This window comes from Rufibacter immobilis, from assembly GCF_003721565.1.
GTDB classification, from domain to species: domain Bacteria; phylum Bacteroidota; class Bacteroidia; order Cytophagales; family Hymenobacteraceae; genus Nibribacter; species Nibribacter immobilis.
The window spans coordinates 368,480-384,488 of record NZ_RJJE01000017.1 but is presented as its reverse complement, the minus strand read 5'-3'; the positions used below and the strand labels follow the sequence as shown (position 1 = coordinate 384,488).

Genomic DNA, 16,009 nt, shown 5'->3' with positions numbered 1-16,009 from the left:
GGCTGCAGTTTGGATTTTGAGCTGAAAATACTTGGGAGCTCCTCTGCCACCCCTACTTTTGAACGACATCATACCGCACAGGTCTTAACGGTTGGCAACCAGATCAACCTCATAGACTGCGGAGAAGGTACACAAATGCAGCTGATGCGATACAAAGTAAAGCATCAGCGCATTTGTAATATCTTTATCAGTCACCTCCACGGGGACCATTACTTTGGGTTAGCGGGCCTGCTCTCCACCATGCACCTGCAGCAGCGAACCTCCTCCCTCAATCTCTTCGGCCCCAAGGGACTCGCTGAGATCCTTACCCTGCAATTCAAGTACGGCGGCACCCAACTCCCCTACCGCATCAATTTTGTGGAAGTGGACACCTCCGTCTGCAAAAAGATCTTTGAGGATAAATACCTCACCGTGCACACCTTGCCCATGCAGCACCGCGTGCCCTGCTGCGGCTATCTCTTCAAAGAAAAACCCAAACCCCGTCATCTACTCAAAGGCAAGCTCCCTTCGTTTCTCACGCCGCCGCAATTGGTGCGCTTGAAATGGGGCGAAGACATCAGAAATGAGCAGGGTGAAATTCTGGTACGGAACCAGGACGTCACGTCAGATCCCAAACATAGCCGCAGCTACGCCTACTGCGCAGACACCAAGTACAAGGAAGACATCTTGCCCTACGTGAAAGGCGTAGACCTCCTCTACCATGAATCCACGTTCCTGAGCGACATGGAACACCGGGCTACCCACACCTTCCACAGCACCGCCGCCCAAGCCGCCACCCTGGCCCAGAAAGCCCAGGTAAAGCGCCTGCTCATAGGCCACTTCTCCGCCAGGTACAAAGACCTACACCCGCTGCTGGAAGAAGCCCAGGCCATTTTCCCCAACACCAATCTGGCGGTGGAAGGTAAAACGGTGAGTATCCTGGAATAGCTCCTTTCCCGTTTAGCGGCTCTTTTTCTGAAAAAGCGCCCAAAACAGCTGTATACAGTTCCCTCCCCTACTTGTATTGAGTTGCTGCCGAATGTGGCATTCGTATAATTATAGGAAAGCTTATCAGCTTTTCCTTTGGAAGCATAAGCCCTTTTCCTAAGTCTGTTCACTATATTGAAGAATAGGCGATTCCCTGAAAGATAGCCAAGCTTCATCCAAACCTGGAATGCGTTTAGAGCCTGTTTTTCCCAAAAGAGCCCCTAAATGCAAAGATGAAACTGCCCCTCCAGGGCTGCCGCTTTTTAAATTAGAGCAGTTTATTCCATCTTTACAGGAACAACGCCCGGTTAACTTCCTTCTCCGCTATGCAATCTTCCTCCACCATCGCCCCGCAACTAGGCGCCCGCAAACGGCAGCTGTACATGGTTCTCTGTGGCATCTTCCTGACCAACGCGCTGCTGGCCGAGCTGATTGGGGTGAAGATTTTCTCCGGCGAGGGCGTATTTGGCCTACCAGGCGCGCAGATTCCGGTCTTGGGCACCAAGTTTGATTTTAACCTGACAACAGGCGTCATCATCTGGCCCGTGGTGTTCATCACGACAGACATCATCAATGAGTACTTCGGGAAGGACGGCGTGCGGCGCATCAGTTTCCTAACGGCAGGGCTCATTGCCTATGCGTTTGTGGTCATTCTGGCGGCCACGGCTTTACCCCCGGCGCAGTTCTGGCAGGAAGTGAACAGCCAAGGCCCCAACGGCACCGCATTTGACATGGACTTTGCTTACAACAAGGTTTTCAGCCAGGGCTTGGGCATCATCATCGGGTCTCTGGTGGCATTTCTGGTGGGGCAGTTGCTGGACGCGCACGTGTTCCATTGGCTCAAGCGCCTGACGGGCAGCAAAAAAATCTGGCTCCGGGCCACCGGCTCCACGCTGGTCTCGCAGTTGGTAGACACGGTGGTGGTGCTGTTTATTGCGTTCTATCTCTTCGGGGACTGGACTTTGACCATGGTGCTCTCCGTGTCGGTGATCAATTACCTGTACAAGTTTACCGTGGCCGTGGTGCTTACTCCCGTGCTTTACCTGGCCCACCACCTGATTGACCGCTACCTGGCCGCCGACAGAGAAGTACCCTTTGACACTTTCATCGCCAAAGAATAGACGTTGCGTTTAGGGGCTCTTTTTCAGAAATAAGCCGCTAAACGTAAAACCAGAAGCCAGTTGTCCGTTAGGAATCTGCCCGAAAAGTATGTAGACTTCGGCATGAATTTCCCGCCTTTGTACCTGTTCAGTGGCTTGGGCGCTGATGAACGCATGTTCCAGTTCCTCCGGCTACGGCACCCTGCGCCGGTGGTGGTGCAATGGGTTTCGCCTGAGCCCGGTGCCACCCTGGCCCACTATGCCCGGCAACTACTTCCGCAGCTACAGGCTGCCACGGAACCGCCCGTGCTGGTGGGCCTCAGTTTTGGCGGCATGGTGGCGCAGGAGATAGCCAAACTGATACCGGTGCGTAAGGTGATCCTGCTCTCCAGCCTCGCCAACACAGAAGAACTGCCCTGGCATTACCGCGTGGGTGGTTTTCTGCGGCTCCAGAAGTGGCTTCCGTTCGGGCTGGCCCAATACTGCCCCGCCCCCGGCGAGTGGCTCTTCGGGGCCAGAACGGCGCAGGAAAAACAGGTGTTCCGGGCCATCCTCCGGGAAACCGACATTGACTTTCTTCGCTGGTCGCTCAGGGCTATTCTGGAATGGCGGCACCGCGCCGAGGTCTCTGAAAAGCTGGTGATCATCCACGGCGACCGCGACAAAATCTTACCCGTGCCCCACTACCCCCATGTGCAGCTCATCAAAGGCGGGGAACACCTGATGGTGATGCGCCGGGCGGCGGAAGTGAGCAGCCTGATCAACGCCCACTTAACCTGATGCGTTTAGCGGCTCTTTTTCCAAAAACGGCCCCAAAACAGGAGAAACTTTCTGGTTTGGCTCCCAATCGCTTACTTTGCAGCTGTATTATTCAGAACAGACATGGCACGTATTCTTACCGGTATCCAGAGCAGTGGACGCCCGCACCTGGGCAACCTGCTGGGAGCCATTCTCCCCGCGATTGAGCTTTCCAAGAAAGCCGAAAACGAATCGCTCTACTTCATTGCTGATTTGCATTCGCTCACCACTATTCGGGATGCCGAAGAGCGCCGGGCGAATACGTACGCGGTAGCGGCCTCGTGGCTCGCCTTCGGGCTGGACACCGACAAGCATATTTTCTACCGCCAGAGTGATGTGCCGGAGGTAACGGAACTGACCTGGTACCTGAGCTGCTTCGCGCCTTACCCCATGCTGGCCAACGCGCACTCATTCAAAGACAAATCGGCACGCCGCCAGCTGTCTGACGTGAACTCGGGCCTGTTCACCTACCCCGTGCTCATGGCCGCCGACATTCTGCTGTACGACGCTGAGTTTGTACCCGTAGGCAAAGACCAGGTGCAGCACCTGGAAATCACCCGCGACCTGGCCAGCTCCTTTAACCACCTCTACGGCGATACTTTTGTTGTCCCCGAGGCCAAAGTAGACGAGACTGTGATGACCGTGCCGGGCCTTAACGGCGAGAAGATGAGTAAGTCTTACGGCAACACCATTGATATTTTCCTGCCCGAGAAGGAACTGCGCAAGCGCATCATGAGCATTGTCTCTGACAGCAAAGCCCTGGAAGATCCCAAAGACCCGGAAACCGACAATACCTTTAAACTGTATTCGCTGCTGGGCACGCCGGAGCAGGTAGAGGACATGCGCCAGAAATACCTGGCGGGAGGTTTTGGATACGGCCACGCCAAGCAGGCGCTGTATGAGCTGATCCTGGAGAAATACGCCCAGCCCAGGGAACGCTTCAACTACTACATGAACAATCTACCGGAACTGGACGCCAAACTCGCCGAAGGTGCCGCCAAAGCCCGCGCCATTGGCGCCCCCATTCTGAAACGGGTGCGGGAGAAGCTGGGATTTTAGAAGCGTATCAAGTAGCGTGTAGCACGTATCAAGATAGATAAAAAAGAGAAAGCCGAGGCAGTTTGCTTCGGCTTTCTCTTTTTATGCCCGTGCCATTTTCATGAGAATTTGGACGAAAGTGATTCTTGCCACTCACTTGAGCTAAAGCCGTTTCCGTTTAGGGGCTATTTTTCCAAAAACAGCCCCTAAACGGAAACGGCTCCAAGCGTAGGCAGTACCTATGCTTAGAGCCGTTTTAGTGATTACTGTTTGTTACCTGTTTCTTAACCTAGGTTTGGCGTTTAGGCGTTCCACACCTCTTCGCGCACGGTTTTGCCTACGCTCAGGATGAGGCGGGTGGGGTTGGGCACCAGCACCAGGCGGGCTTCTTTGTTAGGGTAAGCATCGGCTTCCACCCAAACGCCTTGCTTGCCGCTCAGGTCGGCCTGGCCTTCTGCGTTGAGGGTTTCCGGCAGGTAAGCGGTGGGCAGGAGAACATCGGTATCGGGGCAGATCTTCTGGTGCACATCGCCTAAGACATCCTCCAGGTACTCCCCGTAGTTGTCGTTGAACTCGTCTTCTAAATCATGCAGCTCTTCCTCCACGTCATCGTAGCGGTCATCGTTATAGGAGAGTTTACTTAATTCCTGCTTTTTCTGGATAAGGGTCACCAGCGCGGTATTCAGTTCCTGGATGTTCATTCGTTCTTATTTTTTACAAATTTTATAACATCTGCGGCTAATTCCAAGAAGATGGCTAAAATCAGTGCGTCAAATTCTGTTTTCTTTCCTGCGCAATTCTCTTATTTTTACCAGTAGTTGATGAATCCCCTAACCTAATCCTTATCTGATCATCTATGGCAGAAGCAACCGATTTTCTCCCGCTCAACGGTACAGATTTCATTGAGTTCTATGTAGGCAACGCCAAGCAGAGCGCCTATTACTACCAAAGCGCCTTCGGGTATGAACTGGTAGCCTATGCCGGACCTGAGACAGGCGTGCGTGACCGGGCCTCTTACGTGTTGCAGCAAGGCAAAATAAGGTTGGTACTCACTACCTCTCTGCTGCCAGATTCGCCTATCTCTGAGCACGTGCGCCTGCACGGCGACGGGGTAAAAGTAATGGCCCTGTGGGTGGATGACGCCTATAAATCCTATGAGGAAACGGTGAAAAGAGGAGCCAGACCGGCGGCCGAGCCGCAGACGCTCACAGATGAGTTCGGGGAGGTGAAGATAGCCTCCATTTACACCTACGGCGAGACCATCCATACGTTTGTGGAGCGCAAAAACTACACCGGCGCCTTCATGCCCGGTTACGTGGCCCGCAAGAGCCCGGTGCCGGTAACGCCGGTGGGCCTCAAACACGTAGACCACTGCGTGGGCAACGTAGGCTGGGGCGAGATGAACACCTGGGTAGACTTCTACGCCAAGGTAATGGGCTTCCAATTGCTGCTCACCTTTGACGATGAGGACATTTCCACGGAGTATTCGGCGCTCATGAGCAAGGTGATGAGCAATGGCAACGGGTACGTGAAGTTCCCCATCAACGAGCCGGCCGAGGGCAAGAAGAAATCCCAGATTGAAGAGTACCTGGACTATTACCACAGCCCCGGGGTACAGCACATCGCCATTGCCACAGATGACATTGTGCATACCGTAGGCGAGTTGCGCCGGCGCGGGGTGGAGTTCCTGAGTGTGCCCAGCTCCTACTATGAAGATCTGCTGGACCGCGTGGGCAGCATTGAAGAAGACCTGAAACCGCTGCAAGACCTGAACATTCTGGTAGACCGAGACAACGAGGGCTACCTGCTCCAGATCTTCACCAAGCCTGTGGAAGACCGGCCCACCGTGTTCTATGAGATCATCCAGCGCAAAGGCGCCAAGTCCTTCGGGAAAGGGAATTTCAAAGCGCTGTTTGAATCAATTGAGCGCGAGCAGGCCCTGAGAGGCAACCTATAATTTTCTGAGCCGTTTTAGGCGTGTTTTCTGATAAACGTGCCTAAAACGGCTGCTTTCCTGCTTTACCTGTAATTACTTGACTTCTAAAGACATATTACTACCAAAAGGGAAGAAGTTGCTCTGATAGCGGTGGAGAAAAAACAACCGCAGAAACTGAATTGGCGGCAGAACATAAAAAGAAAGCAATTTTTTTCTTGAATAATACTTACGTTTAGAGCCTGTTTTCGTAAAAACGTGCGCTAAACGCATTCTCTTTTTCTACATAACTATGGAAAATAATCTATCGCTGGAGCCAGCTGTGTTAACCAAGGTCAACAGTTGGTTGGAAGGTGCCTATGACCAAGACACTAAAACGGAGTTGCAACGCCTCCTGGACAGCCAAGACACCGACACCCTCACCGATTCTTTCTACAAAGACCTGGAGTTTGGCACCGGCGGCCTCCGCGGCATTATGGGCGTGGGCAGCAACCGCATGAACCGCTACACGGTAGGCATGGCCACCCAGGGCCTCAGCAACTATCTGCTCAAGTCCTTCCCTGAGCAGCAAATAAGTGTGGCCATTGCCCATGACAGCCGCAACAACAGCCCCTATTTTGCCGGAGTGGTAGCCGATGTGTTCAGCGCCAACGGTATCAAAGTTTATTTCTTTAAGGAGCTTCGGCCTACGCCGGAATTGTCTTTCGCCATCCGTCACCTGGGCTGCCAGAGCGGGGTGGTGCTCACGGCTTCGCACAACCCCAAAGAATACAACGGCTACAAAGCCTATTGGAACGACGGTGGCCAGGTAACGGCCCCGCATGACAAAAATATCATTGCCGAGGTAAACAAAATCCAGTCTCTTGACCAGGTGAAGTTTGAGCGCAATGAGGCCAACATAGAATACATCCTGGACGAGGTAGACCAAGCCTACCTGGACAAAGTGGCCACCCTCTCCGTGGACCCTGAAATGATCAAGCGTCAGCAGGATTTGAGCATCGTCTTTACGCCTATTCACGGAACGGGCATTACGCTGGTGCCCCGCGCGCTGGAGCGTTTCGGGTTTACCAATGTGCACGTGTTGGAGGCGCAGGCCACGCCAGACGGAAACTTCCCTACGGTGGTGTACCCTAACCCCGAGGAGAAAGACGCCATGAACCTAGCCATGGAGAAAGCCAAGGAACTGAACGCTGAGTTAGTGCTGGCCACTGACCCAGACGCTGACCGCGTGGGCATTGCCGTGCGTGACCTCAACGGTCAGTTTGTGCTCCTCAACGGAAACCAGACCGCCGCCCTGCTTACCTACTACATTTTACAGGCCTGGAAGAAAGCGGGCAAACTCACCGGCAAAGAGTATGTGGTGAATACCATTGTGACCACCGACCTCATCAACCGCGTGGCCGAAGGCTTTGGCGTGGACTGCTACGAGACCCTGACCGGCTTCAAATACATTGCCACCATCATGCGCGAGAAAGAAGGCCAGGCGCAGTACATCTGCGGCGGCGAGGAAAGCTACGGCTTTCTGGTAGGTGATTTCGTGCGCGACAAAGACGCCGTTTCCTCCTGCGCCATGATCGCGGAAATGACAGCGGCGGCCAAAGACCAGGGCAAGAGCCTTTACGAACTCATGATCCAGATGTACCAGGAGTTTGGGTTCTACAAAGAAGACCTGATCTCGCTCACCAAAAAAGGCCACCGCGGGGCCCAGGAAATCCAGGAGATGATGCAGGAACTGCGCGAGAACCCACCTAAAACCATTGCCGGTTCTGAGGTGGTGGAGCTCATTGACTATAAAACCGGGTTCAGAAGAAACCTGCGCACCAATGAGGAAAGTGCCACCGGTCTGGAAAGCTCCAACGTGCTCCAGTTCCTCACCGAGGACGGCACCAAAGTTTCGGCGCGTCCGTCTGGAACGGAGCCCAAGATCAAGTTCTACTTCAGCGTACGGGAGCCACTGGCCTCTGCACAGGAATTTGATCAGGTTGGCAAAGCTCTGGATGAGAAAATCCAGCGCATCATCACTGACCTGAAACTGAAGTAATCTATTCCTTCCTATAACAGAAAAGCTCCTTGGCAAATAAGCGAGGGAGCTTTTCCTGTTTAGGGGCTGTTTTTCTAAAAACAGCCCCTAAACAGGAAATATATTATGCCCTTATTTAGGAAAATCTGCTGCTCTTTCCGCTCCCCAGTAAAGGTTACTGAATCAGAAGCACTTACTTCTGTACTTAGCCAAGAATATATTTATCACTTTCACCTTCTGTATCCTAAACTTTTATTTGATTATAACAGTTTGTAACTTTTGTTAGCAGGATTAAGATATAGGTGGTGCAGCGGCCAAACGTTTCTTTGTTACCTGTTCAACTATATTATTAGCTTTCTTTAACAAACGGGAGTATGAGAAGGCCTCAGTGCAGGTTTTATGCCTTTCCATTGTACATCTAAAGTTTATCCTGTATTTTTAGCTAAGAACAACTTAGTTTTTATTCATAATTACTTGTTGAACATGTCATTAGCCATGAATTTTTTCTACTGAAATTATTAGCGGCATTGGCATACTAAAACCGCTGTTTTTACGATTAATAACAAGAGGTTCATACACTTAAGAAGAAACTAAGAATTTGATATAACTGATACTACTCCTCCCCTCCATCTGGACCAATATTAGAAAGTACCCAGCTCCTGGATAGGCCAACGGTATAGTTGTACGCGGTATTCTGTTTCTTCTGCAAGCTTACCTTTTTGGTATTGTTTACTTTTTCCAGAAAACTAAATGCATTCCTTCAAAAGCTATCTGCTGCTCTTAGCGCTGTATCTCTATAGCTCTTCCTTCTTCCTGTACGGGCAGACGCAGGCATCTTGCAATGCCGCCATTACGCCGCCCCCGTCTGGAACTTTATGCTACGGCACTCCTCTCACGGCTACCACTGGGGCTACCGGCAATGTATTCTACCGGTGGCAAAAAGATGGGGAAGACATTTTTGGGGCAAACCAGAAAACCTATAGTCTCACCAGTTCGGGTAGTTACCGGGTGATTGTTCAAAGTACTTCCTGCGCTACTGACACCTCTGATGCCGTAACAGTAACCGTGAGTGAGCAAGAGGCCAGTTTCACGGCAGACCAGAAGGAGAGAATCCAACCCCAAAGCGCTGACACGTGCGGTATACCGGTTAGAGTGGAGCTCAAAAACGAATCTAAGCCCGAAGGTAGCGGCTCAGGCCTGACCTACACCTGGGAAGTGACCCGGCAAGACGGCAAGACTCCCCTGTTTAAGTTTCTGGACGGCACCAATGCCAATTCGTTTGAACCTGTTCTGCAGTTCAATGAAAAGGGACAGTACACGGTCAAACTTAAAATTCAGGGACCTTGCAACCCCAACGGCGAAGAAGGACCGGATGATCCCGCCGACCCTGAGAATCCAGACACGCAGAAAGATGGCCGTTACGTGCACGAAGAACAAGTACTCATTGTGTATCCTCAGGTCACGCCAAACAACATTGAAGAATGCGAAGATCTCACCGCGCCTCCTTACACCGTGAGAGGAAGCAGCTTAGCTACCTTTGACGCCAACTTAGGCACCATTGATCCTACCTCCATCATCTGGACAGTTCCGCCGGGAGTTACCATTTCAGACATACAGGCCGAAGATCCTGAGATCACGTTCCCTACCAGAAGCGGTTCCTATGAGATTAAGGTCACCTTCAGAAATGAATGTGAGTCTGTGTTGGAGCCTGGCGTAATAACGGTCAATTTTAACCCGAGACCTCCTACCCCTGTGCTTCCCAAAGCCGAGGAGTTTGTATGCTCCGGCATTACGTATACCATTTCGCCAAGCCCAAGCAGCTCTACCAAGCTGTACAACTTCTACAGAACGCCCACGGGGGGCACCGCGCTGAACACCGGCGGTCCGGCTCCCATCTATACGGTAGGCCCACTTTCCTCCAGAAGTGTGTATTACATTGCCGCGTTTGAAAATGGCTGCGAAAGCCTGGAGCGGGCCATGTTCACCCTCAATATCATTCAGGAGGACCTGGAAAACACCATTGCCGCCGATCAGACTATCTGCGCCGATACTAAACCGGCCTCCTTAAGTGGTTCCAATGCCAGGGTGGGCAACAGCAATCCTTCTTACCTGTGGGTGAGCCGCACAGACAGCAGTCCTATTTACGCAGCAGCGTCTACCCAAGCAGGTAGAAATGATCAGCAGACGTACTCACCTCCGGTATTGACTGAAACCACTTATTTTAGAAGGTTGGTTATTTTCCCTAACTGTCCTAATCCAGACTCCAGTAATATTGTGACGGTAGAGGTACTTCCCATCATTGACCCAAGCACCAATGTAATAGAAGCAGATAAACCAGTGGTCTGCAAGGGAGAAGTACCCACCTTAACGGGCAACCTGTTGAGCGGCGACATTGAGTACCTATGGGAAAGCAGCACCACTAGTGCCACCGCAGGCTTTATTCCGGCGGTTCCGGCGGAGGGTTCAGATAACACCAACGGGGCCTCCTTTACGCCAAGATTTATTACCCAAACCACCTGGTACCGCAGAACGGCCAAGTATAGAAACACCAATTGCGCACCGGTTCCATCGGCGGAAGCCATTGAGATTACCATTGACGAGTTACCGCCCGTTCCAATTGTGAAAGCCGCAGCCGTGACTACCTGTGAGAACAGTTCAGCGGTGCTGGAAGTGGTGCCCGTAACCGGTGGTACCGCCACGCTTACCTATGTCTGGTACACAGAGGCAACCGGCGGCGATCCAATTGGCTCAGGCTCTCCTTTCAACACGCCTCCATTAACTTCTGACGCTACTTTCTACGTGGAGGCACAGAATGAGAACGAATGCATAAGCACCCGCCGTACCGCTGTGCGAGTAACGGTATCTCCTATCTCGGCCAATGCCGGTAATGACACTACCATTATCCAGGGGCAGTCGGTCACCCTGAGAGGTAGCGGCGGCGGAGCCAATGCCACGTTTACCTGGTCTCCGGCCGACGGATTGAGTAATCCTAACATTGCCAACCCGGTGGCTACGCCTGCCGGTAACACCACTGCCACCACTACCGTCACTTATACCCTAACCGTTTCCAATGGCGCAGAATGCGAAGCCATAGATGAGGTTACCATCACGGTTATTCCAAGGATTACGGTGTTTAACACATTCAGCCCTAACCGGGACGGCATCAATGAAACTTGGGAAATCCCGAACATACAGAACTACCCAGAGGCCACGGTGGAGATCTTTAACCGCTACGGAGCCCCAGTGTATAAATCGTCTGGCTATTCCCAACCGTGGGATGGTACCCACAACGGAAACCCGTTGCCGCTGGCTACCTACTACTACATTATTAGGTTAAACAAAAACGAAAAGCCTTTCACGGGTAGCGTTACCCTTATAAGATAATCCCCATGACGAAATATTTAGGTGCTTTTGTGGCCTTGCTGCTTCTCTCTGCCCCGGTATGGGCGCAGCAACGGCCGCAGTATAGCCAGTATATGATCAACAGTTATCTGCTCAACCCTGCTATTACCGGTATAGAAGATTACACCGATGTGAAGATTGGTACCCGCCAGCAGTGGGTGGGGCTGGAGGGAGCGCCCAAAACCTACACCGTGAGCGCCCACACCCCCATCAACAAACAAGTAGCCAGCATCCGGAACGTGGGCAAAGGCATTACCAGCACCCGCAGTGTAAATCAGAACCGCTTTGCGCGGGCGTATCCGCACCACGGGGTGGGCATCCAGGCCATCAGTGACCGGACCGGGGTGTTGCGGCGCACCAACGTGAACTTGACCTACGCTTACCACCTGCCCATTACCAGAACCATCACCATCTCCATGGGAGCCAGTGCCGGAATTTTGCGCAATAGCATCAACAGCAGTGAGGCCACGTACTCTTCTGACATTCCAGACCCGGCTATTTCAGGCAACTACGTGAACCGGAACTACTTTGACCTGGGCGTGGGCACCTGGATCTATGCGCAGAACTTCTTCGTGGGCTTGTCTGGGCAACAGCTCCTGAAAAGCCGCCGTGACCTGAACTCCGCCGAAACCTCCGTGACCAGTGAAGTGCTGCAGAAACACTTCATCGCCACGGCCGGTTATAAGTATAGCCTCACCCCAGAGCTCACGCTTATTCCTTCGGTGCTGGTGAAGCTGAGCACTCCCAGCCCTACTACCGTTGATTTCAACCTGCGGGCACTGTACGCCGAGCGGGTTTGGGCAGGCGTTTCCTACCGGAACCAGGATGCCTTCGCGGCCATGGCCGGCGTGAACATCAGCCACATCATGGACGTGAGTTACTCCTATGACTACAACACCTCAGAGCTGAACGTGTCCAATACCGGTACCCATGAGGTGGTGCTGGGGCTCAAGCTCTTCAACAAAGGCAAAGTGATCTGCCCCCGGTGGATGCACTAATCCTAAGCCGTTATCACACCACATGAAAAAAGCCCCTCTGGAACATCTCCGGAGGGGCTTTTCTTATGGCTGTATTCTGCTGCTACCACAGTGCGTTTAGGGGCTCTTTTTCCAAAAACAGCCCCTAAACGCATGTTACATTATGTTGACTCAGGCAGTGGGTTCTTCAATCGCTTTTGCCTCAGAAGCGAAGTTCCCTTAAATGCACCGGCCCCACCTCCGTTGCCAGAGGTGGGGCCGGTTAAACCACTAGAACTGTTTAATTAAGACTTCAAAGGGTTGATGGTTTGGATAGTACCATCTGGGTTGTGGGTCAGCTCAGTTACTTTGATGTTACGCAGGTAAGTTTTGTTAGAGAGCTGCGTGTCATGGTAGAACAGATACCACTTGCCGTTAGACTCCACAATGGAATGGTGGTTGGTCCAGCCTTGTACCGGTTTCAGGATCACGCCCTGGTAGGTGAACGGACCGGCCGGAGAATCGCCGATGGCGTAGGCAATGTTATGGGTATCGCCGGTGGAATAAGAGAAGTAATACTTGCCGTTATATTTGTGTACCCAGGCCGCTTCAAAGAAACGTCTCTCATGGTCAGAGGCCGGGAACGGTTTGCCGTTCTTGTCCAGCAACTGCACATCTTTCACCGGACCGTCAAAGCCTAACATATCGGCGCGCATTTTGGCCATTTTAGGTAGGAGCGCGTTGCCGGTGGTAGGCTCAGGAGCGGCAGTGGAATCGTATTTTCCGGTAGCCCAGCGTTGCAGCTGTCCGCCCCAGATACCGCCAAAATACATGTAAGAAGTACCGTCTTCATCGGTGTACACGGCGGGGTCAATGCTGTAGCTTCCGGCAATAGGCGTAGGCTCAGGTTTGAACGGGCCCGTTGGCGAGGTGGAGGTGGCTACCCCAATTCTGAACACGTTCTGAGGATCTTTGGCCGGGAAATAGAAGTAGTACTTGCCGTTTTTATAGGCCGCGTCTGGCGCCCACATCTGCCGGGCCGCCCATTTCACGTCTTTCACGTCTAAGGCCACGCCATGGTCAGTTACTTTGCCATTGACGCTGTCCATGGAGAAGACGTGGTAATCGCGCATGTCAAAGTGGTCGCCGTTGTCGTTCTCCGGGGTGCCGGCGTCAATGTCATGCGAAGGGTATATGTAAATTTTGCCGTTGAACACGTGCGCAGACGGATCGGCGGTGTACATGTCTCTCACCAGGGGCTGGGACAGATATTTAGCGTCTGCTGAATCTGCGGACGCAGACGTATTCTGTTCTGCGGTGGTGGCCGTCTCAGATCCGCCCTGCTTGTTACACGCACTGGTGAAGGCAGAAGCCGCAAGAAATACCATTGGCAGGTATTTAGCTTGTTTGATTCTCGTCATCTTATGGTTGTGTTTATTAGGTTGTATGGGTGAAGATAGACAAAAGCCCCCAAAAATTGCAACCGATTTCAATAAAATTTACCTTCCTCCCCTTCTTCTGTCTCAGCCTGTTAAGAAACCTCCGCACCTGAGCGAATAAGAGGTTTCCCTCTGCTCATTAACTATATTCTGCGGGAGTTTAGCGGCCGTTTTTTGAAAATATCAGCAAAACTGCCAGAAAGTATACTTCTCTGTTTTAGCCCTGATTCAGGAAAAAGAGCCCCTAAACGCACATTTACTTTTTGTGACGGATGTACTGCATGAAAGGCAGAATTCGTGGCTCCGGCAGTAAGGCAGATATTCATTTGGCCAGAACCCAACCCTCCTGGAAAAAATCTTCGTTAAAGACAGGAAACATAGACGCCACGCAAAAACATCATCATACTATGAGTTCTACACATCCTAACCTGAGCGTTACAGAGAGTTTTGAGGAATCTACCGCGGTCAAAAAAATCCAGGAGCCCAGAGAGGTGGAGGCAGACGGCGGCGCCGGTTCCCCCAGAAGCACAGAGAACCCCCTGCCCCGGGTGGTACTTAGGCCCAACACTTATTCCCTGCTGGACGGCGAGTGGAAGTTCTCCCTGGACCAGGACGACCGAGGCCTACGCGAAGCCTGGTATCTGGGCTACAAGTATCCGCACACTGCCAACTGGCCCGGCTCCGTGGAAGAACACATGGCCCAAAACAAAGACGAGCTGCAAACACCGGCCTGGCAAGACAAAGTGATTGCCTGGTATGAGCGTGAGTTCACCCGCCCAGAAAAACTGGAAAGCGGCGGCAAACGCATCTACCAAATCACGTTTGGCGCCTGCGGTTATGAAACCCGCGTGTGGCTCAACGGCCGCCTCCTCACCGATATTGAAGGCGGCGAGGTGCATTACGGCGAGTATAACTCTTTCTCCTTTGAGATAAACGAAGACCACCTGCTGCCGGTCAATTGGCTCACGGTGCGCATCTCGCACAGCATGGATGCCGAGGTACCCCGCGGCAAGCAGGAATCGCATGTGTATAAACGGGGCGGCATCTGGTACCAAACTTACGCCGGGGCAGTGCGCAGCGTCTGGCTGGAAACGGTGGAGCGTAACCGTCTGCGTTCCCGGGTGGGCGTGCAGGGGCTCATTGAAGACTCGCTGGTTCGGTTCAACTTCACCACCAGAATTCAGGACCCCGGCCAATACACCCTCCGGCTGAACATCTACGAGCGTGACGGCGGCGACAATGCCGTGCCTCTGGCCACTTCAGACTATCCGTTGAAACTGGAAGCAGGGCAGAAATCGCAGTACGTGGTCATAGAAGTGCCCAACGCCGAACTCTGGTGCCCGGAAAATCCGCACCTGTACCGGTTTGTGGCACAGCTCATAGATGCCAGCGGCTACTCCGCCGAGATTGAAGGGCACTTCGGGTTGCGCAAAATTGAAGCCCGGGGCCGCCATCTTTATCTCAATAACCAGGAGATCTACCTGGACGGTATTCTGTACCAGCCCGGCACCGCCACCTATGACGAGATGAAGCGCCACATGTACGCCATGAAAGAACTGGGCTGCAATCTGGTGCGCGTACACATTGCCGGTATTGACCCCCGCATTTATAACCTGGCCGATGAGATGGGGCTGCTGCTGTGGGTGGAAGTGCCCAGCCCCCACTCCTCCACCAAACGCAGCCGCGAAAACCACCGCCTGGAGCTCATGCGCATGCTGGCGCTCATTGAAACGAATCCTTCGGTCATCATCTGGAGTCTGTACAACGAAGACTGGGGTGCCCAGGATATTGCCACTAACCCGGAAACCCGCGCCTACATCATGGAGGTGTTCCATTTCATGAAGATCAGGTATCCGCAGTTCCTGGTGGTGGACAATGACGGCTGGCAGCACATTTCCTATGAGGGCAAACTCAAGTCAGACATGCTCACGGCCCACTTGTACACGCCTGAACTGGACCAGTGGAAAATCCTGCTGGACAAACTCACCGCCGGCGAGATGGAGGGCGTGGCCGTGCTGCCGCTCGTGATTGGTGACCAGTACTTCTACCGCGGGCAAACGCCGGTCATTGTGAGCGAGTGGGGAGGCTTTGGGTTCTCTGACTATGGCGGGCCCAAAAGCTCTGAAGAGCGCACGGAGCAGATCAGGGCGTTCAAGAAAGAGCTCCGCAAGCGCCGCATTGCCGGCGATGTGTACACCCAGGCCACCAATATTGAGGAAGAGAAAAACGGCCTCATTGACTTCCACACCGGCGAGCTGTCTGTTCCGCCCGGCTTGCTCAGCACCAGAGACTTTGTGGAAAGAAACGACGATCAAAAGAACGGCTAACGCACCCGGAGGAAAGTTTGCGTTTAGGGG

11 protein-coding genes are annotated in these 16,009 nt (G+C 52.9%); 9 read left to right on the top strand and 2 right to left on the bottom strand.

The window, feature by feature from the left end:
- Positions 1-9 precede the first annotated feature (9 nt).
- The 4 genes from EFA69_RS14410 to trpS all read left to right on the top strand — a co-directional run bounded on the left by EFA69_RS14410 (position 10) and on the right by trpS (position 3,923).
- Positions 10-927, top strand: coding sequence for a ribonuclease Z (locus EFA69_RS14410; protein ID WP_123133806.1), 918 nt, complete (start codon positions 10-12; stop codon positions 925-927).
- 365 nt (positions 928-1,292) lie between these two features.
- The gene (locus EFA69_RS14405; RefSeq protein WP_123133805.1) at positions 1,293-2,087 is read left to right on the top strand and encodes a queuosine precursor transporter; all 795 of its coding nucleotides are present in this window, start codon (positions 1,293-1,295) and stop codon (positions 2,085-2,087) included.
- Between the two features lie 60 nt (positions 2,088-2,147).
- Entirely contained in the window at positions 2,148-2,846 is a 699-nt protein-coding gene (locus EFA69_RS14400; RefSeq protein ID WP_148041369.1) for an alpha/beta fold hydrolase, read from the top strand.
- Positions 2,847-2,948: 102 nt separating this feature from the next.
- A complete protein-coding gene (gene trpS / locus EFA69_RS14395; RefSeq protein ID WP_123133803.1) occupies positions 2,949-3,923 on the top strand; it encodes a tryptophan--tRNA ligase in 975 nt (324 codons plus the stop codon).
- 281 nt (positions 3,924-4,204) lie between these two features.
- Here the strand turns inward: trpS and EFA69_RS14390 are convergent, their stop codons facing one another.
- A complete protein-coding gene (locus tag EFA69_RS14390) occupies positions 4,205-4,603 on the bottom strand; it encodes a hypothetical protein (RefSeq protein WP_123133802.1) in 399 nt (132 codons plus the stop codon).
- A gap of 155 nt (positions 4,604-4,758) precedes the next feature.
- On the opposite strand from EFA69_RS14390, the gene hppD reads away from it, so the two are divergent.
- The 4 genes from hppD (at position 4,759) to EFA69_RS14370 (ending at position 12,255) form a co-directional block, all read left to right on the top strand.
- Complete coding sequence (hppD, locus tag EFA69_RS14385) at positions 4,759-5,859, top strand: 4-hydroxyphenylpyruvate dioxygenase (protein ID WP_123133801.1); 1,101 nt, start codon at positions 4,759-4,761, stop codon at positions 5,857-5,859.
- 268 nt (positions 5,860-6,127) lie between these two features.
- The gene (locus EFA69_RS14380) at positions 6,128-7,876 is read left to right on the top strand and encodes a phospho-sugar mutase (RefSeq protein WP_123133800.1); all 1,749 of its coding nucleotides are present in this window, start codon (positions 6,128-6,130) and stop codon (positions 7,874-7,876) included.
- 729 nt (positions 7,877-8,605) lie between these two features.
- On the top strand, positions 8,606-11,239 hold the full coding sequence (locus tag EFA69_RS14375; RefSeq protein ID WP_123133799.1) for a gliding motility-associated C-terminal domain-containing protein: 2,634 nt from the start codon (positions 8,606-8,608) through the stop codon (positions 11,237-11,239).
- 5 nt (positions 11,240-11,244) lie between these two features.
- Complete coding sequence (locus EFA69_RS14370) at positions 11,245-12,255, top strand: PorP/SprF family type IX secretion system membrane protein (protein ID WP_123133798.1); 1,011 nt, start codon at positions 11,245-11,247, stop codon at positions 12,253-12,255.
- Between the two features lie 263 nt (positions 12,256-12,518).
- Here EFA69_RS14370 and EFA69_RS14365 read toward each other — a convergent pair whose 3' ends face one another.
- Positions 12,519-13,634: a glycoside hydrolase family 43 protein gene (locus EFA69_RS14365; protein WP_123133797.1), complete on the bottom strand. Its 1,116-nt coding sequence runs from the start codon at positions 13,632-13,634 to the stop codon at positions 12,519-12,521.
- 425 nt (positions 13,635-14,059) lie between these two features.
- Here EFA69_RS14365 and EFA69_RS14360 point away from each other — a divergent pair, with 425 nt between their 5' ends.
- Entirely contained in the window at positions 14,060-15,979 is a 1,920-nt protein-coding gene (locus tag EFA69_RS14360) for a glycoside hydrolase family 2 protein (protein WP_123133796.1), read from the top strand.
- Positions 15,980-16,009 lie beyond the last annotated feature (30 nt).